Here is a 23,256-nt window from a genome sequence, read left to right on the forward strand (position 1 = left end):
CCGCCGGAGCGGCCGGACGTGCGCGAAGTTGATCGCTCCCTTACGCGGCGACACCGCCGAACGCCCTCTTTCGACCGGGGCGGGACCGACCCAAAACGCCAGACCACGCCACCCCTTCCGGCGCGTAGAAATATCTACCAGCATGGCTACGGCCGGGCGGCACGCGGAACCCGCGGGTCACCGGCTCCGTTCAGCACGCGCCCGACCGCGGCGCCGCCGACTGTCCCTGGGGTGGCCATGCAGAGCGTCATGTGGAAGCAAGCCGTCGAGTGGCTCGCCGCGGCCGCCACGGACCCCAAGGAGTGCAAGCGCGAGTGGGACTACGGCGCGGGCACGGTGCTCGTGCAGGCCGGGCGGTACTGGGACGTGCTCAGCGTTCCCGACCGGCTCGGCCTCCTCGCGCTGGACATCCTGTGGCGTGACCCGTTGAAGGTGCCGGGCCCCACACTGGTGGACTGCGCCGCGCGAAGAGTGGGGTTCTTCCTGCCGCCGGACCCGGTCAGCGAGTGGGTCGGTTTCGGGGTGCGTCACGTCGGGCGGGGTTCCTGGGTCGCCGTGCCGCCGCCGTACCGGCCCGCCGGGCGCCTGGAGTGGCTCGTCCCGCCGGACGGAACCGGCACCCTGCACACGCCCGGCACGCTCGAAACGGCCCTGCGAGAGGCCAGCGGCACCCTCGCGGTGCTGGCGCCGGTCAGCGCGGAGCCGGTGGTGACGGACGGCTGGTGAGACGGGCGCCGGACGAGGGAGTCGCCGGGCCCGCGTGACGGCCGGGCGCGGGGCGGGTGCCGGCGGGGGCGGCCGGGCCGGGGTGCCGGCCGGCGGACGGGTGGGGAATGTGCGCGGGGTGCGGGGCGGCGGGGACGACCGGGCCCAGGTGCCGGCCCGCGGTCCACGAGGTGACGGCGGTCCAGGTCTCGCTCTCGGCCGGCGCGGCGAAGGACACCCACTGACCGTCGCGGTGCTCCGGGACGGTGTGCCCCCTGGCCTCCCACTCGGCGACCAGCGCCGCGTAGATGGGCGGATGTCCCGCGTATCCGCTGGTGAGTTCGGCGTACGAGCGGGGCGCGGCGTCGTTCCCGGGAAGGCGCCGAGCGGTCTCCGTGCTGTCCATGCCAGGAAAACGCGGGGTCGCGCACCGGTGGTACGCGGGCCGGGCGCCGTCCGTCGGGTCGAGTGAACGCGTCACCCGTACGGCGGCGTGCGGACACCGGACAAACATCCAGTCAGGCGGTCGCCCGTTCAGGGCGGAGGGCGATTCCCGGCCGACCCGTCACTTCCCGGCCAGGGTGTCTCCCCCGACCCGCCCCGGCGAAGGTCGCCGCCGGGTTCGACGGGATTCTCGACCGGGGCGGGCGCATCCGGTAACACTGACCTGACGCCGGGAAACCGGCACGACGGCAGGGAGAGGCCATGTCACAGCGCCCTGACCTCCGGCAGCGCAGGGCCGTGCTGGAGCACGAGTGGTCCCGGTGGGTGCCGCGGCTGAGCGTCCCGGGCGCGCAGCCGGGTGTCACCGCGACGCTGCGCGACGAGGTGACGCAGTCCTGGGCCCGGTCGCTGGGCAGCGTGGACCCGAGCAGGGACAGCGCCCCGGTCACCGACGGCGGCCAGGTGCACCGGCGCTGGACGTCCTCACCGCTGTACCGGCCGGTCACCGAACTCTCCGGGGAGTTGCACAGCATCGCCGAGGACGCCGGGTTCGTCACCGCGGTCACCGACGAGTCCGGCACCATCCTGTGGACCTGTGGCGGTCCGACCATGCGCCGCCGGGCCGAGCGGGTCAACTTCGCGCCGGGCGGCCGCTGGGACGAGCAGGCCATGGGCACCAACGCGTTGTCCCTCGCCCTGCGCACCGGCCGTCCCAGCTCCGTCTTCTCGGCCGAGCATCTGGTGTCGGCCCTGCACGGCTGGGTCTGCTACTGCGCCCCGGTGCACGGCCGGGACGGTCGCGTCCTCGGCGTACTGGACCTGTCCACGACCTGGGACCGCTCGCATCCCCTGGCCATGTCCACCGTCCGCACGCTGGTGTCGACGATCGAGGCCCGGCTGACCGCGGAGGTGCCCCGCCCGGGCCGGCTGCGGCTCACGTGTCTGGGCTCCGAACGGGCCGTGCGCGAGGGGCAACCCCTCCCCCTGCGCCCCCGCCAGTTGGAGATCCTCACCCTTCTCGCCCTGGAACCCGCGGGCTTCTCCCCCGGACGGCTGCGCGCGGCCCTGTACGGCGACCGGCCGGTCACGTCCTCGACCTTCAAGGCGGAGATCTCCCATCTGCGCCGGGCGCTGGGCGGCGCGATCAGCCCCCGCCACTACGCCCTCACCGCTCCCGTGTCCTGCGACGCCGCGGACGTCCTGCGCGCGCTGGAGCAGGGCGACACGGACACCGCCCTGCTCCGCTACGGCGGCCCGCTCCTGCCCCGGTCCGAGGCCCCGGGCATCGAGGAGTGGCGCACCCGTCTCGAGGTGGCGGTACGCGAGGCCGTGCTGGCGAGCAGCCGCCCGGAACACGCCCTGCGCCACGGCGAACGCGCGCCGTACGACGCGGAGATCCATGAGCACGCGCTGCGGCTGCTCGCCCCGGACGACACGCGCCGCGCGATCGCGGCGGGCCGGCTGACGACAGCCCTGCGGGACTGGGACTGACGTGTTCTTCGGGACTCGGTGCCGAGATGCCCTGGGGGAGCCGGGTCGACGGCACGGCATCGCGCGCCAACCTCGCGCCAACCTCCCGGAAGCACAGTGGGGGCCGTCACGACGGCACGGACCGTCACCGCACCGCCCTTCACCGAGGAGAGCCGCCATGGTGTACGCGCAGCCCGGAACCGACGGCAGCATCGTCACCTTCGCCCGCCGCTACGACAACTTCATCGACGGCGACTGGACCGCGCCCGTCGAGGGCCGCTACTTCGACAACCCGACCCCCGTGACGGGCAAGACCTTCTGCGAGGTGGCCCGTTCCAGCGCCGCCGACGTCGATCTCGCCCTGGACGCCGCGCACCGGGCGGCCGAGCGGTGGGGCCGCACGTCCACGACGGAACGCGCGAACATCCTGAACCGGATCGCCGACCGCATCGAGCAGCACCTGGAGAAGATCGCCGTCGCCGAGACCTGGGAGAACGGCAAGCCGGTCCGCGAGACCCTGGCCGCCGACATCCCGCTGGCCGTGGACCACTTCCGCTACTTCGCCGGGGTCGTCCGAGCGCAGGAGGGCAGCATCGCGCAGATCGACGAGGACACCGTCGCGTACCACTTCCACGAGCCGTTGGGCGTGGTCGGCCAGATCATCCCCTGGAACTTCCCGATCCTGATGGCCACATGGAAGCTCGCCCCCGCGCTGGCCGCGGGCAACTGCGTCGTCATCAAACCGGCCGAGCAGACTCCGGCCAGCCTGCTCTACGTCATGGAGCTGATCGCCGATCTGCTCCCGCCGGGTGTGGTCAACGTCGTCAACGGCTTCGGCGTGGAGGCGGGCAAGCCGCTGGCGTCCAGCCCGCGGGTGGCGAAGGTGGCGTTCACCGGCGAGACGACGACCGGCCGCCTGATCATGCAGTACGCGAGCGAGAACATCATCCCCGTCACCCTGGAACTGGGCGGCAAGAGCCCCAACATCTTCCTGCCCGACGTCATGGCCGCCGACGACGACTACCTGGACAAGGCCGTGGAGGGCTTCGTGATGTTCGCCCTCAACCAGGGCGAGGTCTGCACCTGTCCGTCCCGCGCCCTGATCCCCTCGTCGATCTACGACGACTTCATGGCCCGCTGTGTCGCACGCACGGAGGCCATCGTCGGCGGCGATCCGCTGGACCCGGCCACGATGATCGGCGCGCAGGCGAGCAACGACCAGTACGAGAAGATCCTCTCCTACCTCGACATCGGCAGGAAGGAGGGCGCCGAGGTCGTCACGGGCGGCAACCCCCGTGTCGTGCCCGGCCTGGAGGGCGGCTACTACATCGAGCCGACCGTCTTCCGTGGCACCAACGACATGCGCATCTTCCAGGAGGAGATCTTCGGCCCGGTCGTCTCGGTCACGACGTACGACTCGGTCGACGAGGCCCTGAAGATCGCCAACGACACCCTGTACGGCCTCGGCGCGGGCGTCTGGACCCGCGACGGCAACATGGCCTACCGCCTGGGCCGCGAGATCAAGGCAGGCCGGGTCTGGACGAACTGCTACCACGCCTACCCGGCGCACGCGGCGTTCGGCGGCTACAAGAAGTCCGGGATAGGCCGCGAGAACCACAAGATGATGCTCGACCACTACCAGCAGACGAAGAACATCCTCTGTTCCTACAGCCCGAAGAAGCTCGGGTTCTTCTAGTTCGCCGGACGTGGAGGGAGTGGAGCCGGGATCGTCCCGGCTCCACTCCGTGGTGCGTGGGTCTCACTGGAACTGTGCGAAGAACCTCCAGATCTCTGCCTTGGTCCAGGTGGTGACGCCGCTTTCGCCGGAGGAGCCGTCGACCGGGCCGGGCATGTGGCCTCCGTCGAACGCGGCCCACTGGACCGGGTATCCGGCACGGCAGCCCGCGTAGGTGGTGGTGATGTGTGTGCGGCTGCCCGGCGCGGGCTCGCGCGGGCTCTGCGGGGTGCAGCCGTTGTTGCTGACGAACTTGTCGCGCAGGGACCGTCCTTGCCCGATGTTGAGGACGTTGTCGCTGACGCCGTGGATTCCGAAGTAGGCGATGGGCTGGTTGCCGCCGCTGCACCCGCTGATCTGAGCGCCGGAGATGACGGCCACGGCCCTGAAGACGTTCGCCCGGCTGCACGCGAGTGCGTAGCTCATGCCGCCGCCCCAGCTGAATCCCGTGGCGAAGCGCTGTGCCGGGTTGACACAGAGGCCGCCCTCGATGCGCCGGATCATGTCGTCGACGAAGGTGACGTCCTCACCGCCCGAGTTGGCCCAGCCGTTGCCGAGGCCCTGCGGAGCGACGAGGATCGCGCTGTTGTTCGACTGCTCCTGCTGGCCGTAGTAGGACCAGGCGCTGCCGCTCGTGCCGCCCGAGGCGACCTCGCCGGCGGTTCCGCCCCGCCAGTGGAACGCGAAGATCAGCCGGTAGGGGCGGCTGTTGTCGTAGTTGGCGGGAACCCTGAGGATGAAGCTGCGGCTCTTGCCGCCGCTCTGGATCGTGTGCGTACCGCTCGCCAGGGTCGGGGCGCTGCCGCATCCGCCGCCGCCACCCCCACCGGACGACAGTTTGACCAGCTGCCATTGCTGGTTGGTGCCGCCCCAGTCGGAGTACTGGACGACATTGCCGCCGTCGGCGGTGGAGGCTCCCTGCACCTCCACCGCCTTGCCGCTGGTGCGGTTGATCAGCCGGACGTGGCCCGCCTCGGAGTCGGCCAGGCGGAACTGCTGGTTGCCCCCGTTGTGGTCGGCCCACTGCTGGATCGCGGCACCGTCCGCGGTCGAGGAGCCGGCCACGTCGAGGACCTTGCCCGAATGCCGGGCCTTGAGGCGGTAGAAGCCGTCACCCGAGGCCACGAACTGCCACTGCTGGTGGGCTCCGTCGTTGCGCGTCCACTGGCCGAGCCGCGCGCCGTCGGCGGTGGACGCGCCGGAGACGTCCAGCGCCTTGCCGCTGTTGCGGTTGACCAGGACGTACCAGGCGTTGGGGTCCACCGTCGCCGCCTCGGCGGGCGTCGGTTTCACCGCGACGAGCATGCCGATCGCGAGGGTCGCCGCCACCACCGCGGCGATGCGGGACCACCAGCGATGTCGTCGCACAGGAGCGGGGGAAACCGCACCGTAGGTCTTCATCGATTCGCCCCTTCGTCCGTGACGGGTCCCATCAGCTGCGGGTCCAGCGCTGGTTGGCGCTGTTCGAGCAGGAGGAGAGCTGGATCAGGGTGCCGTTGGCCGTGCCGCCCGAGACGGCGTCGAGGCAGAGGCCGGACTGGACGCCGACGATGGATCCGTCGGAGCCGAGGCGCCATTTCTGGTTGTCACCGCCCCAGCAGCTGTAGATCTGGACCTTGGTGCCGTTGCCGGTGCCGGCGGCGTCCAGGCACTTGTTGCCGTAGACCGTGAGCTCGCCGGCGGCGGTGTACGTCCACTGCTGGTTGGTGCCGTTGTGGCAGTCCCACAGCTGGACCTGGGTGCCGTCGGTGGTACTGGTGCCGGGCACGTCCAGGCAGCGGCCCGAACCGACGCCTTTGATCGTTCCGGAACCCGCGGGGGGCGTGGTGGAACCGCCGTTGAGCGCGTTGAGGACGGCGGTGTAGGCGGGCTTCTTGCTGCCGTTGCCGTTGAACAGCAGCGGCGTCTGGTCCGCTCGCCAGGAGTCGGTGTCACGCACGCCCCAGACGGTGATGCCGAGGCAGCGCGGGACGGCCAGGCAGTCGTTGGTCACAGCGGCGTAGGTCGAGGCCGGGGCGCCCTGGATGTCGAGCTCGGTGATGGCCACGTCGACGCCGAGGGCGGCGAAGTTCTGCAGAGTGGTGCGGAAGTTGCTGTTGTAGGGGCTGCCACTGTTGAAGTGCGACTGGAAGCCGACGCAGTCGATCGGCACGCCGCGCTGCTTGAAGTCCCGGACCATGGCGTACATGGCCTGGGTCTTCGCCCAGGTCCAGTTCTCGACGTTGTAGTCGTTGTAGCAGAGCTTGGCGGCCGGGTCGGCGGCGCGCGCGGTGCGGAAGGCGACCTCGATCCAGTCGTTGCCGGTGCGTTGCAGGTTGGAGTCGCGCCGGGCTCCCGAACTGCCGTCGGCGAAGGCCTCGTTCACCACGTCCCACTGGGCGATCTTGCCCTTGTAGTGCGCCATGACGCCGTTGATGTGGTTGATCATTGCCTGGCGCAGCGCGCTGCCGCTGAGGCTCTGCATCCAGCCGGGCTGCTGGGAGTGCCAGGCCAGGGTGTGGCCGCGGACCTTCTTGCCGTTCTGCACCGCCCAGTTGTAAACGCGGTCGCCGGCGGTGAAGTTGAACTGGCCGCGCTGTGGTTCGGTGGCGTCGATCTTCATCTCGTTCTCGGCCGTCACCGAGTTGAACTCACGGGCCGCGATCGACGTGTACGCCGAGTCGCCCAGCCTGCCCGAGGCGATGGCGGTGCCGAAGTAGCGGCCGCTCTGCGCCGCGGCGGCGCCGAGGGTGTTCTCGGCCGCCTGTGCGGTCGGTGGCGTGACCAGCGCGACGAGCGTACTGAGGACGCCGACGACCAGCGCCAGCAGCAGGCCGCGGATCTTCCGGCGGACGACCGGTTCGGGAAGGGCGTAGGAGCCCATGACTGTGCCTCCAGGGTAGGCATCGAGGAAGGACCGAAGGGCAGGACGGCGCCCGGCCGGCCGTCGGGCGGCGTTCGGCGGGCGGCGGCGGGGTCTCGGCACAGGCATGGGCACTCCATCGCGGCTCAGCCGGGGGCCCGCCACGCGGCGTCGCGTACCTCTTCGACTGCGCGAAGAGCCAGGAGCGCTGGTGCGGACCTCACCGGAACGAAACGGGGTGGCGCGGGTGCTCGGGGCGCGGATCCGTCGTGCGGCTGTGTCTGGATCTGCCGTGCGGCACGGATTGCTCAGGGGTCGGCTTGATGGTTCGACATCTCGAACCACGGCCGCCTCTTCGACAGGGATGATTGAGGCGTTGACGATGCATCGTCAACACCCTCCGCAGAAGAATTTTTCGGTTTTCCGCCCGAAACTTTCCGGGACCTCGGCGAGCCGCGGACGAACCTCTGGCTTCATCCGCCAGCAGGAGTCAGGGTCCCCCCTGAGCCATGTGCTGTTTGTGGACAGTTCTGCGACAGCCCTTGACCAACTGGCCCCACATTCCTAGCTTGTGGCGTCGAAGCATCCGGGAAATCTTCGAAACATTCGAGATCCGCTGCCCGGCCCGTCCGCTCCTCGCTTCATCGGGCCACTTCACCCCCCACCCACTCGAAGGAGGCCCTCCGATGTGGTCTCGCCCTTCCCCGATCCGTCCGAGACGCTTGCTCGCCGTCCTGGCGCCCTTATTGCTCGTGGCCACCTTCCTCGGCGCCCAGCCCGCCGGTGCGGCGACGGTGGACCCCAACGCCTCGTATGTGCTGGTCAACCGCAACAGCGGCAAGGCCCTGGACGTCTACAACCTGGCGACCGGCGACGGCGCCCGCATCACCCAGTGGACCAGGAACGATCAGGCCCAGCAGCAGTGGCAGTTCGTCGACTCCGGGGGCGGTTACTACCGCATCAAGTCCCGCCACTCGGGCAAGGTGCTGGACGTCCACAACCAGTCCACCGCGAACGGCGGCTCGATCGTCCAGTGGACCGACCAGAACGCGACCAACCAGCAGTGGCGGCTGGCCGACAGCTCGGACGGCTACGTGAGGCTCATCGCACGCCACAGCAACAAGGCCCTCGAAGTCCAGGGCGCTTCGACCGCCGACAACGCCGAGGTCGTCCAGTACGACGACTGGGGCGGCGCCAACCAGCAGTGGCGACTCGTCAAGGCCGGCAGCACCGACCCCGGCTCGTGCGCGCTGCCGTCGACATACCGCTGGACATCGACGGGCGCCCTGGCCCAGCCCAAGCCGGGGTGGGTCTCGCTCAAGGACTTCACCGTCGTCCCCTACAACGGCAAGCAACTCGTGTACGCGACCACGCACGACACAGGGACGCGTTGGGGTTCGATGAACTTCGGCCTGTTCACCAACTGGTCGGAGATGGGCTCGGCGAGCCAGAACGCGATGTCGAACTCCACCGTCGCGCCCACGCTGTTCTACTTCGCGCCGAAGAATATCTGGGTGCTCACCTACCAGTGGGGTGGGACCGCCTTCTCCTACCGGACGTCGAGCGACCCCACCAACCCGAACGGCTGGTCGTCCCCGCAGGTGCTCTTCTCCGGAAGCATCCCCGGCCCGGGAACAGGACCGATCGACCAGACGATCATCGGTGACGGGACGAACATGTACCTGTTCTTCGCCGGTGACAACGGCAAGATCTACCGGGCCAGCATGCCGATCGGGAACTTCCCGGGCAGCTTCGGCGCCTCCTCGACCGTGGTGATGAGCGATTCGACGAACAACCTGTTCGAAGCCCCGCAGGTGTACAAGCTCCAGGGCCAGAACCGCTACCTCATGATCGTCGAGGCGATCGGCGCGCAGGGCCACCGCTACTTCCGCTCGTTCACGGCCACCAGTCTGAACGGCTCGTGGACACCCCAGGCCGCGACCGAGAGCAACCCCTTCGCCGGCAAGGCCAACAGTGGCGCCACCTGGACCAACGACATCAGCCACGGCGAACTGATCCGTACCGGCCCCGACCAGACCATGACCGTCGATCCCTGCAAGCTGCAACTGCTCTACCAGGGGCGCAGCCCCTCCTCCGGAGGCGACTACGGCCTCCTGCCCTACCGTCCGGGGCTGCTGACTCTGCAGCGCTGACGGCGTGAGACGAGTCCGGCTCCGGCAGCGAGCGGGCGGCATGGGCTCGCCGTTTCCGCTCGCCGCACAGGGGAAGTCGGGAGGCCCGTTCGACGGCGTGAAGGAGGGACCATGAGCAGTCCTGAAGCCGAACGCGAGCCCGACTCCCCTTTGGAGCGGGAAACCGGTGAACGGGACGTCCACCCGGAGGAGGAGGGACGTCCGGCGCCGGACCCGTCCGGCGGCGAGGCCGCGGACACACAGGAGGCGTCCGGCGAAGACACCGGATGACCACCCACCGAGGTGCCGACGGCGGCGCCGATCGTGGACGGGGCCGTGCCGCGCGCACGGACCGGTTCACGATCGGCCCGCCTTCTCTGCGTCGTACGAGTGGCCGGTGGCCGGACAAGGAAGCACATGGTGGCAGAGCGGACGGCCCGGTCCGTGGCGGGCGCGGCGGCACCTGCCGACGCACCGGCGGCCTCGGGAAAGCGACGACGTCCGATGCCGGGGTCCTGGGCCGCCGCCGTCGAAGCCGGGTTCCGCCGCCTGGCCGGGATGCGCGCGGCCCCCGCGCTGCATCCCCGGGGGCTGACCTGCGCGGCCGAGCTGGAGGTCGTGGGCGACGGGACCACGCCATGGCACGTGCCCTGGCTTGACGCACCCGGACGGTACGCCGCCACGGTGCGTCTCTCCCGCGCGGCCGGCCTGCCCAGGCGGCTTCCCGACGGGCTCGGGCTCGCCGTGCGCGTGCAGCACGCCGACGGTGCCGACCGCCCTCTCGACCTGCTCCTCACCAGCAGCGGGCGGGGCGGCATCACCAGGCGTGTGCCGCTGCCGCGCGCCGACGCACTGGGTGGCCCCTACTCGAGTCTGCTCTCCTACCGGGTCGGCGGCCGCCACCGCGTCCTGGCCGCCTTTCCCCGCCGTACCGCGCAGGCGCCGGTGCACGGCGACCCGGAGAGTCTGAGGCGGGCGCTGACCGCCGGACCGCTCCTGTTCGACCTGTGCGCCGGGACCTCCGACGGCTCGTGGCGCCCCTTCGCCGTCCTCACGGTCCGCACCGCTTCGCCCCTGCCGCGGCACGAGAGCCTGGACTTCGACATCTACGCGCACAGCGTGCCGGGCTTCACTCCCGGCAGCGCCCTGGCCATGACCCGCCGCGCCGCCTACCGCGGCTCCCGAGCGGGCCGTCGGCGCGCCTGATCCCCCGGCAGTACCGCTTCACCGAGTGACGGCGGGGCGGGGTCGTGACGGTCGGCACCGGGCCTCCGCCTTCGCATCATCGGCGCCGCACCTCCTCAACCGTGTGGGGTTTGTGACGAGGCGGTTGCGGCACTCGGTGTCAGCCCCAGGGCGCGCCTCGTCGAGGCGTCTTGCACTGCGAGGGCGTCGGAGGATCGCGAGCCGGTGCGGCCGCGAGGAAGCAGAGGGCGGTCGATGACGACGATCGGCGTGGAAGAGGAGTACCTGCTGGTGGACCCCATCGCGGGGTTCCCGGCGCCGCTGGCGGAGAAGGTCTGCATGGCGGCCGGTGCGGCGCCGTGCGTGGGTGACCAGGAGGTGCAGTCCGAGCTGCTCCAGGCGCAGGTCGAGGTGGCGACGCCGGTGTGCGGAACACTCGACGAGGTCGGTGGGCATCTGCTGCGTCTGCGGCACGCCGTCGGGGCGGCGGCCGAGGAGCACGGGTGCCGGATATCGGCCTGTGCGACGCCACCGCTGCGCGACGGGCGGCCGGTGGCGGTCACCGACCGCGCCCGCTACCGGGCCATGGCCGCGCAGGCTCCGCAACTCGTCGCGGAACAGCTGGTCAACGGCATGCACGTGCACGTCGGTGTGCCCGGCCGGGAGGCCGGTGTCGAGGTCCTGAACCGTATCCGGCTGTGGCTGCCGGTGCTGACGGCGATGTCGGTGAACTCCCCTCTGTGGGACGGTCACGACACCGGGTTCGCCAGCTGGCGCACGATGATCTTCAACCGCTGGCAGGTGGGCGGTGTGCCTCCGGCGTTCCGCGATGCCGCGGACTACGAGCGACGGATCCAGCAGCTGGTGGAGAGCGGTCTCATCTCGGACAGCGGCCAGGTGTACTGGCAGGCGCGCCTGTCCGAGCGGTATCCCACGGTCGAGGTGCGCTGCGCGGACGTCCAACTGCGCGCGGACGAGGCGGTCCTGTGCGCCGGGATCGTCCGGGCTCTGGTGCAGACCGCTCTCGCCGAGGCCACCGCCGACCGGGTGCCCGCGGCGGACTGCGCACCGGAACTGCTGCACGCCAGCATGTGGCACGCGGCCCGGTACGGCCTCGGGGACACGTTGATCGACCCGGGCGACGGGCAGCGGCGACGGGCCGGGGACGTGCTGTGCCGGCTCCTGCGGCATGTGGCTCCGGCGCTCGACGCGTCCGGTGACACCCGGCAGGTCACGGCTCTGGTCCACCGGCTGCTGCGCGACGGCACCGGAGCCGACCGGCAGCGTGCCGCCCTGGCGGAGGGCGGTCTCCCCGCGGTCATGGACCTGATCATCGACGAGAGCACGACTCCCTGACCGCCCGGCACGGCGACCACCCCACCCGGTGAGCGAACCGGCGGTGCTGAGCGAACGGCGTTGCTGAACGAACGGCACAGTGCGTGAACGGCACGGTGACCGGGCGGCACCGCGACCCCGCCAGGCGTCACCGAGCGTGTGCGAAGTCCTGGGGCCAGTGGTACAGACGGTGACGCCCGGCTTAGCCGCTCATGGTCGGGGAACCCAGAAAGACGGCACGGAGCCATCACAACCGCCCGGTGCCGGGGTGGGTCCTCGGGGAGATGCCGCCCCCTGGGAGAAAGGGTTTTGTCATGTCTCGCAGAACCGTCCGGGTCCACACCGGAGGAGGCGCGTCGGCAATCCGGCCGGGCGTGTCCGCCGGTACGCGACAGGGAGGCGGGCTGCCATGTGCGGGCTGAGCGGGGAGGTCCGCTTCGACGGTGGCCACCCCGACGTGGCGGCCGTCGAGCGCATGAGCGGCCGGCTCGCCGCCCGCGGACCCGACGGGGAGGGCACCTGGACGCAGGGCGCGGTCGCCCTGGGACACCGGCGGCTGAAGATCATCGACCTCTCGGACCAGGGAGCCCAGCCGATGACCGACGCCCGCAGGCGGGTCACCGGCGTCTTCAACGGCTGTGTGTACAACTATCCGGAACTGCGCGAGGAACTGCGCGCACTCGGATACCGCTTCACGTCCACGTCGGACACCGAAGTGGTGCTCAACGCCTACCTGGAGTGGGGAACCGCCTGCGTCGAGCACTTCCGCGGCATGTTCGCCTTCGCCGTCGTCGAGCACCGCACCGGCCGTGTCGTCCTCGCCCGCGACCGGCTCGGGATCAAGCCCCTGTACCTGGCACGGACGCCGGGCCGGCTGCGGTTCGCGTCGACGCTGCCCGCCCTCCTCGCCGCAGGGGATGTGGACACCTCGCTCGACCCGGTGGCCCTGCACCACTACCTGAGCTGGCACGCCACGGTCCCGGCGCCGCACACGATCCTCAACGGCGTGCGCAAGCTGCCCCCGGCCACCGTGCGGGTCGTCGAGCCGGACGGCACCCACCAGGACCACTGCTACTGGCAGCCCTCCTACACCCGCCGGCCCGAGCACGCCGGCATGGGCACGGACGAATGGCGTGACGCCGTGCTCGAGGCGCTGCGCACGGCCGTGCGCCGCCGGATGGTGTCCGACGTGCCCGTGGGTGTCCTGCTCTCCGGCGGCCTGGACTCCAGCCTGATCGTCGGGCTGCTGGCCGACGAGGGCCAGCGCGACCTGATGACGTTCAGTGTCGGGTTCGAGTCGGAGGGCGGGGAGCAGGGCGACGAGTTCGCCTACTCGGACCTGGTGGCACGCGAGTTCGGCACCGACCACCGACGGCTCATGGTCCCCTCCGACCGGGTGTCCACGGCTCTGGACGGCGCGATCGCGGCCATGAGCGAGCCGATGATCAGCCACGACGTGGTCGCCTTCCATCTGCTGTCCGAGCAGGTGTCCAAGGAGGTGAAGGTCGTCCAGAGCGGGCAGGGCGCCGACGAGGTCTTCGCCGGTTACCACTGGTATCCGGAGCTGGCCGGTGTCCCGCGCGAGGACGAACCCGAGCAGTACGCCGCCACCTATTTCGACCGGCCCCACGACGACCTCGCCGGCATGCTCCGCCCCGACCTGCTGACCCGCGACGACGTCTCCGGCCGCTTCGTCCGCGAGCACATGGCCGTTCCGGGAGCCGAGACGGCGCTGGACGCGGCCCTGCGGCTGGACACGCATGTGATGCTCGTCGACGACCCCGTCAAGCGGGTCGACAACATGACCATGGCCTGGGGCCTGGAGGCCCGTGTGCCGTTCCTCGACCACGAACTGGTGGAGCTGGCGGCGGCCTGCCCACCGGAGCTCAAGCTGGCCGACGGCGGTAAGGGCGTCCTGAAGGAGGCGGGCCGCAAGCTCCTGCCCCACGAGGTCGTCGACCGTCCCAAGGGCTACTTCCCGGTCCCGGCCATCATGCATATGGCGGGCCCGGTGCTGGAACGAGTACGGCAGGCGCTCGAGGCACCCGAGGCGAGGCGGCGCGGCCTGTTCCAGGAGGCGTACGTGGCCCGCCTGCTCGCGGCGCCCGACGAGCACCGGACCAAGCGGGGCGCGAACGCCCTGTGGCAGATCGCTTTGCTGGAGATATGGCTGCAGACGCACGGGATCACGTGACCGACGGCGAGGGCCTGCGGACGGGGTACGGCCCCGCCCCCCGGCTCGCGCCCTCCGGGACGCTCGGTTCCGCGCCCGTGCCGCCCCCGGGCGGCCGGGCGGTGGAGCGGTCCGGCGCCGCCTGCGACGCCGCGCCCGCTCCGGTGCTGCTGCCCGGTGCGGGCGGGCCCCAGGACGCGGTGACCCGGCTGCGCGCGCACGGCTGCTGGTACCCCTCCGCCGACCCCGACGGCACCGAGGCGGCCTTCATCTGCGACCGGGGCGGCGTCCCCCAGCTCTGGGCCGGTCCGGTCGGCGGCGAGGAGGTACGTCTGCTCGACTCCTCGCCCGACCCCGTCACCGAGGTGTCCTGGTCGCCCGACGGCCGCTGGATCGCCTACACCACCGCGCCGGGCGGCGGTGAGCACTCACGGGTGCTGTGCGTACGGCCCGACGGCACTGGACGCCGCATCCTGGCGGGCGCCGACCCGGCCAGTTCCGCCCATCTGGGGTGCTGGGCGCACGACGGCTCGGCCGTCGCCGTCACCGTCGCGGCTCCGCCGGCCGCCGTGTCCCCGTTCGCGGGGCGGACCCCGACCGGCCTCGGCCCGCCGGACGGCATACTCGCCGGGGCCCGTCCGGCGGCCGACTGGGCGGACCGCGACGGTCGTGCGACGCTCCTCGGCGCGACCGCGTACGACGGGGCACCGGGGGCCGGCGGGGCGTCGTCGGCGTACGCGACGGCCGCCGGGGCATCGTCGGCGTACGCGACGGCCGCCGGGGCGGCGGAGGCCGGGGACCCGTTCGCCGCCGCCCCGGCGGCCCGGTCCGGCGGAGGCCTGTCGGTCTACCTGATCGACCCCGACGGCCTCGCCTCCCCGGTGTTGCTCACCACGGAGACGCACGCCGCCTCCCTGCGGGCGTGCGACCTCAGCCACGACGGCGCGCTCGTGCTGCTGCGCCGCGGGCCGCGCGGACGGCGGGAAGCCGTCGTACGGCGCACCGCCGACTCGGCGACCACCTTCGCGATGCCGGTGGCCGACGGCGACCCGTGGATCGGCCGGTTCTCCCCCGAGGGACGGACCCTGTGGCTGCGCAGCAACGCCGATCGCGAGTACGCGGCGCTGCTCGAAGTCGCGCTGGACGCCGGCGGTGCGTCGCGCGACGTGTCCGTCGCGGCGGAACGGGAGGGAAGCGACCTCGAACTCCTGGCCCTGGCCCATGACGGCCGCACGGCCGCACTGGCGTGGAACGCGCAGGGCGCGAGCGAGCTGGAGCTCGTCGAGACGTTCCCGGCCGGGCAGGCCGCGGACAGCACGGGTCCGCCGAGGCCCCTCGCCCTGCCCCACGAGGTCGTCACACGCGTGACCGCCGCAGGCGCCGGGCGGCTGCTGCTCGCACTGTCCGGGTCGCAGCGCCGGCCGGGCGTCTGGTGGGCCCACGAAGGCGTGTCCCTGCTGCGCACCCCGTGGTCGGCGAAGGACGCGGACGCCGTCCCGCCGGGCCGGCCGCCGGTGCGCCCCGTCCCCCTGCGGCTGACGGCACGGGACGGGCTGCCCCTGAGCGGCTGGTACTACAGGGCGCCCGGCCGCTCCCCCGGCGAACCGGCACCCTGCGTGATCCACCTGCACGGCGGTCCGGAGGAACAGGAACGCCCGGTGTTCAATCCGCTGTACCACGAGCTGGCCGGAAGGGGTCTGGACGTCTTCGCCCCCGATGTGCGGGGATCGTCGGGGCACGGCCGGTCCTTCGTCGACGCCGACCTCGGCGCCGGCCGGTTCGCCGCGCTGGACGACGTCGCGGACTGCGCGGCCCACGCGGTCACGGCGGGTCCCGCCGATCCGACGCGGCTTGCGGTCATGGGCCGTTCGTACGGCGGCTATCTGACCTTCGCCTCGCTCGTGTGGCACCCGGACCTGTTCCGCACCGGCGTCGCGGTCTGCGGCATGTCGGACTTCCTCAGCTTCTTCGCGGGCACGGAACCGTGGATCGCGGAATCGGCGGCGCACAAGTACGGCCACCCCGAGCGCGATCGCGAACTGCTGCGCGCCCTGTCGCCGATGAGCCGCATCGACGCGTTGCGCGCCCCGCTGCTGGCCGTGCACGGCGAGCACGACACCAACGTGCCTCCGGGCGAGTCACGGCAGTTCGTCCGGGCCGCGCGCGAACGGGGCGTACCCGCCGAGTTGTTGACCCTGCGCGACGAGGGGCACGACTTCCTGCGTGCGGACAACCGGCGGCTCTTCCGCCGTGCCGCGGCGGACTGGCTGGCACGGCACCTCCACGGGTGAGCCCGGCATATCTTCCACAGTGCTGTAGAAGATGCCGACGCCCCCGCTTCGAGGCGAATCTCGACAATCCAAGGCGAGGGAGAAGCCCGCCGAGGCACGGGCCGTCATCCAGATCGGCATCGAAATCGGCGGCGCCGACGGCGACTTCGACACGGACGAGCGGGCCGTGGTCCGCGAGGCGTGTTACGCCCTGGACCTGCCGCCGCACGAGTTCGACCTCTGATCCACCGAAGGCGTGGCCGGCGACCGGCCCGGGTGACGGGCGGACGAACGAGCGGGCGAACGGGCCGGCGCGAGGTCGGCCTCAACCCCGGCGCACTGCGGGCGACTTCGGCTCCCGCGCAGCGTCACCCACGCGAACCGTGCACCTGCTGGAGGACGGCGACGCCGCGGTGCTCGCCCCCGGGCGTGAGCACCCGGGGCGGCCGTCCGGCCACCGCCGGGCAGCAGGATTGTCCGTGATCGGTAACAGACGGATCCGGAAGCCGCCTTCCGCCCTCTTGCCGTGTGAGCAGGCTCCACGGCGACGGCGAAGGAACGGAAGACATGGTGCGAAGCGGCGGACGGGGATGGTACGCCACGGTGCTGGCGGCGGCGCTCGGGGTGACCGCGGTGGCCGGCCTGACCTCGTTCTGGAACGCGCAGCTCGACTCCACCGACGGGCGGCCCGGTGAAGCGGGCGTCTCGGCGCCTCCCGCCCGTTCGCAGCCCAAGGACCCCGCTGCCGGGGCCGTTTCGGCGGCCATCGCGCACGCCTCGGACAGGGGCGCCCGCGGCGTCAACATCACCATCGACGACGGGCCGGACCCTGTCTGGACCCCCCAGGTGCTGCGGGTGCTGCGGGAGAACAGGGTGAAGGCCACCTTCTGCATGGTGGGCACGCAGGCCCGCGCGCACCCCGACCTGGTCAAGGCGGTGGTGGCGGCCGGGCACCGGCTCTGCGACCACACGGTGTCGCACGACGTCACCATGGACCACCGGTCCGAGGGGTACCAGTCCCGGCAGATCATGGACGCCGCCCGCATGATCACCGAGGCGTCCGGAGGTGTCCGCCCCCAGTACTACCGGGCCCCCGGAGGCGCCTTCACCCCCTACAGCCGTCACCTCGCCGCGTCGCACGGGATGCGCCCGCTGGGCTGGAACATCGACTCCAAGGACTTCGAACGCCCCGGCACCGAGGCCATCGTCACCACGGTCGAGGACGAGATCTCCAACGGCCCCACCCTCCTCTTCCACGACGCGGGAGGAGACCGCTCGCAGACCGTCGCCGCCCTGCGGGAGCTGCTGCCGTGGCTGAAGCAGCGCGGGTACTCCTTCGGCTTCCCCGTGCGCTGAGCCATTTCCGCCGGTCGGGATGCTCCCCGGTCGGGACGCTCCCCGGGCGGGACCCACCTGGGGTCCAGCGAGGGCGTCGAGGCCGACCCCGGCTTCCGCCCCGGCGTGGGGCGACTGCGGCACGAACGCCTCGCAGCGGCGGTTCGTCACGCTGCTCTCTGCGGCCGACAGCGTCATGGCTCGCCTAGGGCCTGTCGTTTGGATCAGGTCGGCGTCGCGGAGAGGCGCAGTCACTCTCGGCCGACCTGATCCAAACGACAGGCCCTAGGCTGAGCCCGTGACGCGCCCACCAGGTGAGGTGGCCACCCTCCGCGAGGTGGCCGACGTTGTCGCCGCTCAGCGGCTGTCGCTGGCCGAGGCGGCTCTGGAGGCCATGCGGGCGGAGATCCCCCGTTACGCCGCCCTCGCGGACGAAGCGCTGCTGGCCGACGTGGTGGCTCACGTGACGGAGGCGATCGACGCGCTCAGCGTCAGCCTGGCCCGCGATCGACCGGTCACGGATGAGGACGTGGCGTTCGTCCGCCCGCATGCCGCGCGGCGGGCCCGGCAGGGTATGCCCCTCGTCGATTTCATGCACGCGCTGCGCATCGCGCACCGCGTGATGTGGGAGGCGATCGCCGACTGGGCGGTGCGCACGACCGGCGGACGTGACGTCGCGCTGGAAGCGGGCGGACTCGTCATGGAACTGATCAACCGGGGCAGTACGGTCGCGGCCCGGGCCTATCTGGACGAGGAACAGTTCCTGGCCGTGGAGGGCGACCGAGTGCGTCGGGACCTGCTCGAAGACCTGATCGCCGGTCGGGAGCCGGCACCGGGACCACGGCTGACCGCGGCCACGAAGGCCGGGCTGCATCCCGATACGTCGTGCGCCGTGGTGGTCGCGGTGCCCGTGGGCCCCGTCGGCGACGCATACGGCTTCCGTTCCGCCGCCTCGCTTCTCGGGCAGGCCGCAGGGGACCCGGCTCGTGCGCTGACCGTGCTGCGGCAGGACGAGATCGTGATCGTGCGGGCGCTGCGCGACAGCGCCCGCGGCGTGGCCGGGGAACCCGTGAGAACGGCCTGGCGAACCCTCGCCGACCAGGGGACACGGCTGGCGGTGGGCATCAGCACGCGGTACGACACCGTCCTCGATCTGGGCAAGGCGTACCACGAGGCCGTCTCCGCGCTGGGCACTCTTCCGGCGGAGGGTGGCCTCATCTGCCTGTCCGATCTCAGCGTGCTCGACTACCTGACCCTGCGAGCGGACGAAACCGCAGCACGGATCGTGCCGACGGCGCTCCGCACCTTCGTCACCGAGGACTCCAGGGCGGACGGCACCCTGATCAGAACCGTGGAGGAGTATGCGGCCAACGACATGAACGTGAAGGCCGCGGCCCAGCGACTCGGTGTCCACATCAACACCGCACATCACCGTCTGGCTCGTGTCGAGGAACGGACGGGGCGCGACCTGCGCAGGCTCGTCGACCTCCAGGAGCTGCTGATCGCGATCAGACTGTTCGGGGGCGGCTCCGGCACCGTGGTGTGATCCGATCACAGTGCGGCGGCCGCATTGTTGGGCGTCATGCCCGATGCCCTGGGCGCCACGGATGCCTAGCGTTGCCGTCGTCGAACCCGCGCGCTCACGCCGCGACTTCGCCGGTGCCGCCGTATCCGTGCGCGCCGGGCCTGTCGAACGTGGGTTCCGGTACGAGCCGATCGACGGGAACTGATCCAGATGACCCACCCCGCCCCCGTACCCGCCACGCTCTGCGATGCCTTCCAGCGCACGGCAGCCGTCGCACCCGACACGGTGGCTCTGCGCACCGTGGGCGCGACGCTCACCGTGACCTGGCGGGCCCTCGCCGAGGATGTGCGCCTTCTGGCGGCCGGACTGGCCGGGCTGGGAGTCAGGCGTGGTGACACCGTCGCGCTGATGATGACCAACCGGGTCGAGTTCTTCCCCGTCGATCTCGCGGCCCAGCATCTGGGCGCCATCCCGTTCTCCGTCTACAACACCCTGCCGGCGACTCAACTCGCCCAGGTTCTGGGCAACTCCGGAAGCAGGGTGATGGTGTGCGAAGCCCAGTACCTTCCCGTCATCCGGGCATCCGGCGTGGCCGTCGAGCACCTCGTCCTGGTGGACGGCGACGAGGCGACGCCGGCGGAAGGCACCCTCAGCCTGGAAGGTCTCCGCACCCGGGGCCGGGCGAACACCGCCTTCGACTTCGACGCGACCTGGCGCTCCGTCCAGCCGGACGACGTGCTCACCCTGATCTACACCTCGGGAACGACCGGCCCTTCGAAGGGCGTGGAGATCACGCACGCCAACCTGCTCGCCCAGGCCGCGGGAGTGGCACGAGTACTGGGCTTCCGCTTCGGCGACCGGACCACCTCCTACCTCCCGTCCGCCCATGTCGTCGACCGCTTCACCTGCCTGTACGCCCAGGCCATTTTCGGTGTGCAGGTCACGGTCGTGCCCGACATCAAGGAGATCGCCAAGGCCCTGCCGGACTGCCGGCCGACCATCTGGTGCGCCGTCCCCAGGGTCTGGAACAAGATCAAGCAGGCCGTGGAGCTCGGCATCGAGAGCGAGCCGGACGCGGCCCGGCGGCGGGCCGTCCAGGAGGCACTGGAGACCGGCCTCAGGCGTACGCGCCTCCTCCAGGCGGGCAAGCCGGTCGCTGACGAACTCACCGCCGCGTACGCCACGGCCGACGCCGGCATCCTGTCGGCCCTGCGGTCCCGTCTGGGGCTGGACCAGGTGCGGTGGGCAGTGACCGGCGCGGCGCCCACGCCGCGGTCGACCCTCGAATTCTTCGCGGCGCTCGGCGTCCCCGGCTGCGAGGGCTGGGGCATGTCCGAGCTGAGCTGCTTCGGTGCTGTCAGCCCACCCGAGCAGGCACGGTTCGGCAGCATCGGCAAACTGCTGCCCGGCCTGGAAGCACGCCGGGCCGCCGACGGCGAACTCCTGGTCCGCGGCCCGGCGGTGACGAAGGGTTACCGCAACGACCCCCACCGGACACGGGAAGCCTTCGACCGGGACGGCTGGTTCCACACCGGCGACGTGATCGTGTCCGACGCGGACGGCTACCTGACCATCGTCGACCGCAAGAAGGACCTGATCATCAACGAAGGGGGCAAGAACATCTCGCCCGTCACGGTCGAGACGGCCCTCGCCACCGCCAGTCCCCTGATCGGCACCGCTGTGGCCATCGGCGACAGCCGCCCCTACATCACCGCACTGCTCGTCCTGGACGCCGAGGCCGCAGCGGCCTTCGCCGCCGAGCACGGACTGCGGCCGGACCCTGGTGCGCTGTCCCGTTCCCTCCTGCTGATCGACGCTTTGAAGGCCGCAGTGGCCGAGGGCAACAGCCGACTGGCACGCGTGGAGCAGGTCAAGCGCTTCCGGGTGATCCCCGCGTACTGGGACGGGACGAGCGATGAACTCACCGCCACCTTGAAGCTCAAGCGGCAGAAGGTCGCCGAGAAGTACGACGCTGACATCGCCGCACTGTATGCCGACCCGATTTCCTCCGACATCCACGAGCCGGCCGACCGCTGACCGGCGCCATCCGCACAGCCAAGAAAGAAAGAGGGAGGTGAGCGGGCATGAAGGTGAAGCCTTCACTCGGCAGCGCCGAGCACGCACCATCCCCGCGAGGCCCGGTCCGACACCGGCTCGCGATCTCCGCGTCCCTGATCCTGGCGGCCGGGCTCTGCGCCATGCCGGGCCATGGGGCGAGCGCGGCCACCACCGTGGGGTCCGGCCGGCCGGTCCGGTCCTGCGAGAGCCTCACGGACCTGCGGTTCTCGGACGGCACGACGGTCACCAGCGCCTCGCGGACCACCACCACTCCGGCGATCTGCAACGTCGAACTGCTGGTTCCCCAGAGCATCCACATGCGCGTGTCACTGCCCGTCGACACCTGGAACGGGCGTTTCCAGGGCGTGGGAGGTGGTGGCTTCGACGGCTCCGTCCCGGACACGGTGAGCGCGGCGAAGACCGGTTACGCCGCCGCGGGTTCCGACTCGGGTCATGCCGCCGACTCCAGCGACGCCTCGTGGGCCTGGTCCCCGACCGGCATGAACTCGCCCCTGATCCATGACTTCATCTCGCGTGCGCTGCACGAGACGACCGTCAAGGGCAAGGCCGTCACCCAGGCGTTCTACGGCACGTCGCCCAACTACTCGTACTGGAACGGCTGTTCCAACGGCGGCAGGGAAGGTCTCCAGGAAGCGCAGGTCCAGCCGCGCGACTACGACGGCATCCTGGCAGGTGCGCCGGCGATCCAGGCTGACCGGTTCCTCCCGGCGGCGATGTGGCCCCAGGTCGTGATGCACCAGCTCGACGACTTCGTGCCCTCGTGCAAGTTCGACGCGTTCGACAAGGCAGTCACAGCCGCGTGCGACAGTCGGGACGGCGTGACCGACGGTGTCATCACGGACCCGCGGACCTGCCGTTTCGACCCCACCTCGCTGGTCGGCACCGTGACGCCCTGCGGCACGATCACGGCCAAGGACGCGGCGGTGGTGAAAAAGATCTGGGAGGGGCCGCGACGCCCGGACGGTACCCGCCTCTGGTACGGAATCCTGCCTGGCGCCTCGTTCGCCAGACTCGCCGCCACCGCGAACGGTGACGGAGCCCCGACACCCCTCGCGTCGGGCTGGTTCACGTACTGGCTGGCGAAGGACCCGTCCTTCGACTGGCACCGTCTGACCATGGCGAACTTCACCCGCCACTTCGACCGGTCCCGCCAGGAGTGGGGCCCCGTGGTCGGCACGGACGACCCCGACCTGAGTGCCTTCCGTGCCGCCGGCGGCAAACTGCTCCTCTGGCACGGCCTGGCCGACCAGCTGATCCCTTCGCAGGGTACGACCAGCTACTACGAGCAGGTCACCGCCGCGATGGGCGGCAGGGCGAAGACCGAGCAGTTCGCCCGGCTCTTCACGGCACCGGGCGTGGGCCACTGCCGGGGCGGGTCCGGCGCCGCCCCGGCCGACCCACTGGCGGCCCTGGTGAAGTGGGTCGAGCAGGGCAAGGCCCCCACCACGCTGCTCGCCGAGAACGGGTCCATGAGCCGGCCGCTGTGCCTGTGGCCGGCCGTCGCCCGCTACGACGGACACGGCAGCACGAACGACGCCGCCAACTTCCGCTGCACGGGGCGCCGGTGACGCGCTGAGCGTCTCGGCCGGTGGCCAGCCGCTGGAAGTCGACAAGGAACCCCCAGGTCTCTCACCTGGGGGTTTCATCGTGGCACCGGCAATAGACATCGCGTGCTCACCTGGACGGCGCCCTCGGAGCACTTACTTGGGCCATGTCCTGCGGTCAGGTGGTTGCGGGAATTCCGCTCGTCGCGGTGGTTGTTCGACACCGTGAATTCACTGACGCCGTTCATGCAGTGAGTGGGGGGTTTCGACCAGACGGGCCGCCGACTTGGGACCGGTGCGAGGGGTCTTCCTGCCGACACAAGAAGTGTCCAGTAGTGTGAACGTGGGTCACGTCCGCGATATGGAATGGCCGCAGAACGGACAAGACCTCGCGGGGAGTTCAGCGTGCGCGACGGCACGGCCACCCGGCCGTCCGGGTGCCCCGAGCCGCACCGGAAACCGAACCCGTCGGAAGCATTGAC

The 23,256-nt window shown here is 71.3% G+C and carries 16 protein-coding genes and 1 pseudogene; 14 read left to right on the forward strand and 3 right to left on the reverse strand.

Translation table 11 applies throughout. The features are described 5' to 3' along the window. Positions 1-237 precede the first annotated feature (237 nt). Entirely contained in the window at positions 238-726 is a 489-nt protein-coding gene (locus tag AC0665_RS18735; protein WP_468637976.1) for a hypothetical protein, read from the forward strand. Here AC0665_RS18735 and AC0665_RS18740 read toward each other — a convergent pair. Then, positions 692-1,111 carry a hypothetical protein gene (locus tag AC0665_RS18740; RefSeq protein ID WP_468405467.1) on the reverse strand — a complete coding sequence of 140 codons (420 nt, stop codon included), beginning with the start codon at positions 1,109-1,111 and terminating at the stop codon, positions 692-694. The genes AC0665_RS18735 and AC0665_RS18740 overlap by 35 nt on opposite strands. Before the next feature lie 299 nt (positions 1,112-1,410). On the opposite strand from AC0665_RS18740, the gene AC0665_RS18745 reads away from it, so the two are divergent. Beyond that, positions 1,411-2,640 (forward strand): AfsR/SARP family transcriptional regulator, encoded by a 1,230-nt coding sequence (locus tag AC0665_RS18745; RefSeq protein WP_478705382.1) that lies wholly within the window; start codon positions 1,411-1,413, stop codon positions 2,638-2,640. Positions 2,641-2,797: 157 nt separating this feature from the next. After that, positions 2,798-4,315: an aldehyde dehydrogenase gene (adh, locus tag AC0665_RS18750; protein WP_478608358.1), complete on the forward strand. Its 1,518-nt coding sequence runs from the start codon at positions 2,798-2,800 to the stop codon at positions 4,313-4,315. 63 nt (positions 4,316-4,378) lie between these two features. Here the strand turns inward: adh and AC0665_RS18755 are convergent, their stop codons facing one another. Together AC0665_RS18755 and AC0665_RS18760 are read right to left on the reverse strand one after the other, a co-directional pair. Further along, positions 4,379-5,686 carry an RICIN domain-containing protein gene (locus AC0665_RS18755; protein WP_478608403.1) on the reverse strand — a complete coding sequence of 436 codons (1,308 nt, stop codon included), beginning with the start codon at positions 5,684-5,686 and terminating at the stop codon, positions 4,379-4,381. A gap of 100 nt (positions 5,687-5,786) precedes the next feature. Further along, a complete protein-coding gene (locus AC0665_RS18760) occupies positions 5,787-7,217 on the reverse strand; it encodes an endo-1,4-beta-xylanase (protein WP_468637790.1) in 1,431 nt (476 codons plus the stop codon). 665 nt (positions 7,218-7,882) lie between these two features. Here AC0665_RS18760 and AC0665_RS18765 point away from each other — a divergent pair. From AC0665_RS18765 to AC0665_RS18815, 11 genes and pseudogenes are all read left to right on the forward strand, one after another. Beyond that, positions 7,883-9,349: a non-reducing end alpha-L-arabinofuranosidase family hydrolase gene (locus AC0665_RS18765; RefSeq protein WP_468405459.1), complete on the forward strand. Its 1,467-nt coding sequence runs from the start codon at positions 7,883-7,885 to the stop codon at positions 9,347-9,349. Between the two features lie 111 nt (positions 9,350-9,460). Next, entirely contained in the window at positions 9,461-9,619 is a 159-nt protein-coding gene (locus AC0665_RS18770) for a hypothetical protein (RefSeq protein ID WP_468405457.1), read from the forward strand. A gap of 126 nt (positions 9,620-9,745) precedes the next feature. Next, on the forward strand, positions 9,746-10,534 hold the full coding sequence (locus AC0665_RS18775; RefSeq protein WP_478705383.1) for a phosphodiesterase: 789 nt from the start codon (positions 9,746-9,748) through the stop codon (positions 10,532-10,534). Between the two features lie 234 nt (positions 10,535-10,768). Further along, on the forward strand, positions 10,769-11,869 hold the full coding sequence (locus AC0665_RS18780) for a carboxylate-amine ligase (protein ID WP_468637793.1): 1,101 nt from the start codon (positions 10,769-10,771) through the stop codon (positions 11,867-11,869). A gap of 388 nt (positions 11,870-12,257) precedes the next feature. Further along, positions 12,258-14,042 (forward strand): N-acetylglutaminylglutamine amidotransferase, encoded by a 1,785-nt coding sequence (locus AC0665_RS18785; protein ID WP_478705384.1) that lies wholly within the window; start codon positions 12,258-12,260, stop codon positions 14,040-14,042. Further along, a complete protein-coding gene (locus AC0665_RS18790; protein ID WP_478608346.1) occupies positions 14,015-16,312 on the forward strand; it encodes a S9 family peptidase in 2,298 nt (765 codons plus the stop codon). The genes AC0665_RS18785 and AC0665_RS18790 overlap by 28 nt, the downstream gene beginning before the upstream one ends. 67 nt (positions 16,313-16,379) lie before the next feature. Next, positions 16,380-16,535 (forward strand): annotated as a pseudogene (locus tag AC0665_RS18795) (TerB family tellurite resistance protein); the annotation flags it as partial. 323 nt (positions 16,536-16,858) lie between these two features. Further along, on the forward strand, positions 16,859-17,647 hold the full coding sequence (locus AC0665_RS18800; protein WP_478705385.1) for a polysaccharide deacetylase family protein: 789 nt from the start codon (positions 16,859-16,861) through the stop codon (positions 17,645-17,647). A 277-nt stretch (positions 17,648-17,924) separates the two neighbouring features. Next, positions 17,925-19,172 carry a PucR family transcriptional regulator gene (locus AC0665_RS18805; protein WP_478705386.1) on the forward strand — a complete coding sequence of 416 codons (1,248 nt, stop codon included), beginning with the start codon at positions 17,925-17,927 and terminating at the stop codon, positions 19,170-19,172. Positions 19,173-19,361: 189 nt separating this feature from the next. Further along, complete coding sequence (locus tag AC0665_RS18810) at positions 19,362-21,188, forward strand: AMP-binding protein (RefSeq protein WP_478705387.1); 1,827 nt, start codon at positions 19,362-19,364, stop codon at positions 21,186-21,188. Between the two features lie 47 nt (positions 21,189-21,235). Beyond that, positions 21,236-22,798, forward strand: a complete 1,563-nt coding sequence (locus tag AC0665_RS18815) for a tannase/feruloyl esterase family alpha/beta hydrolase (RefSeq protein ID WP_478705388.1) — start codon at positions 21,236-21,238, stop codon at positions 22,796-22,798. Positions 22,799-23,256 lie beyond the last annotated feature (458 nt).

The organism is Streptomyces sp. NPDC043685, from assembly GCF_056436585.1.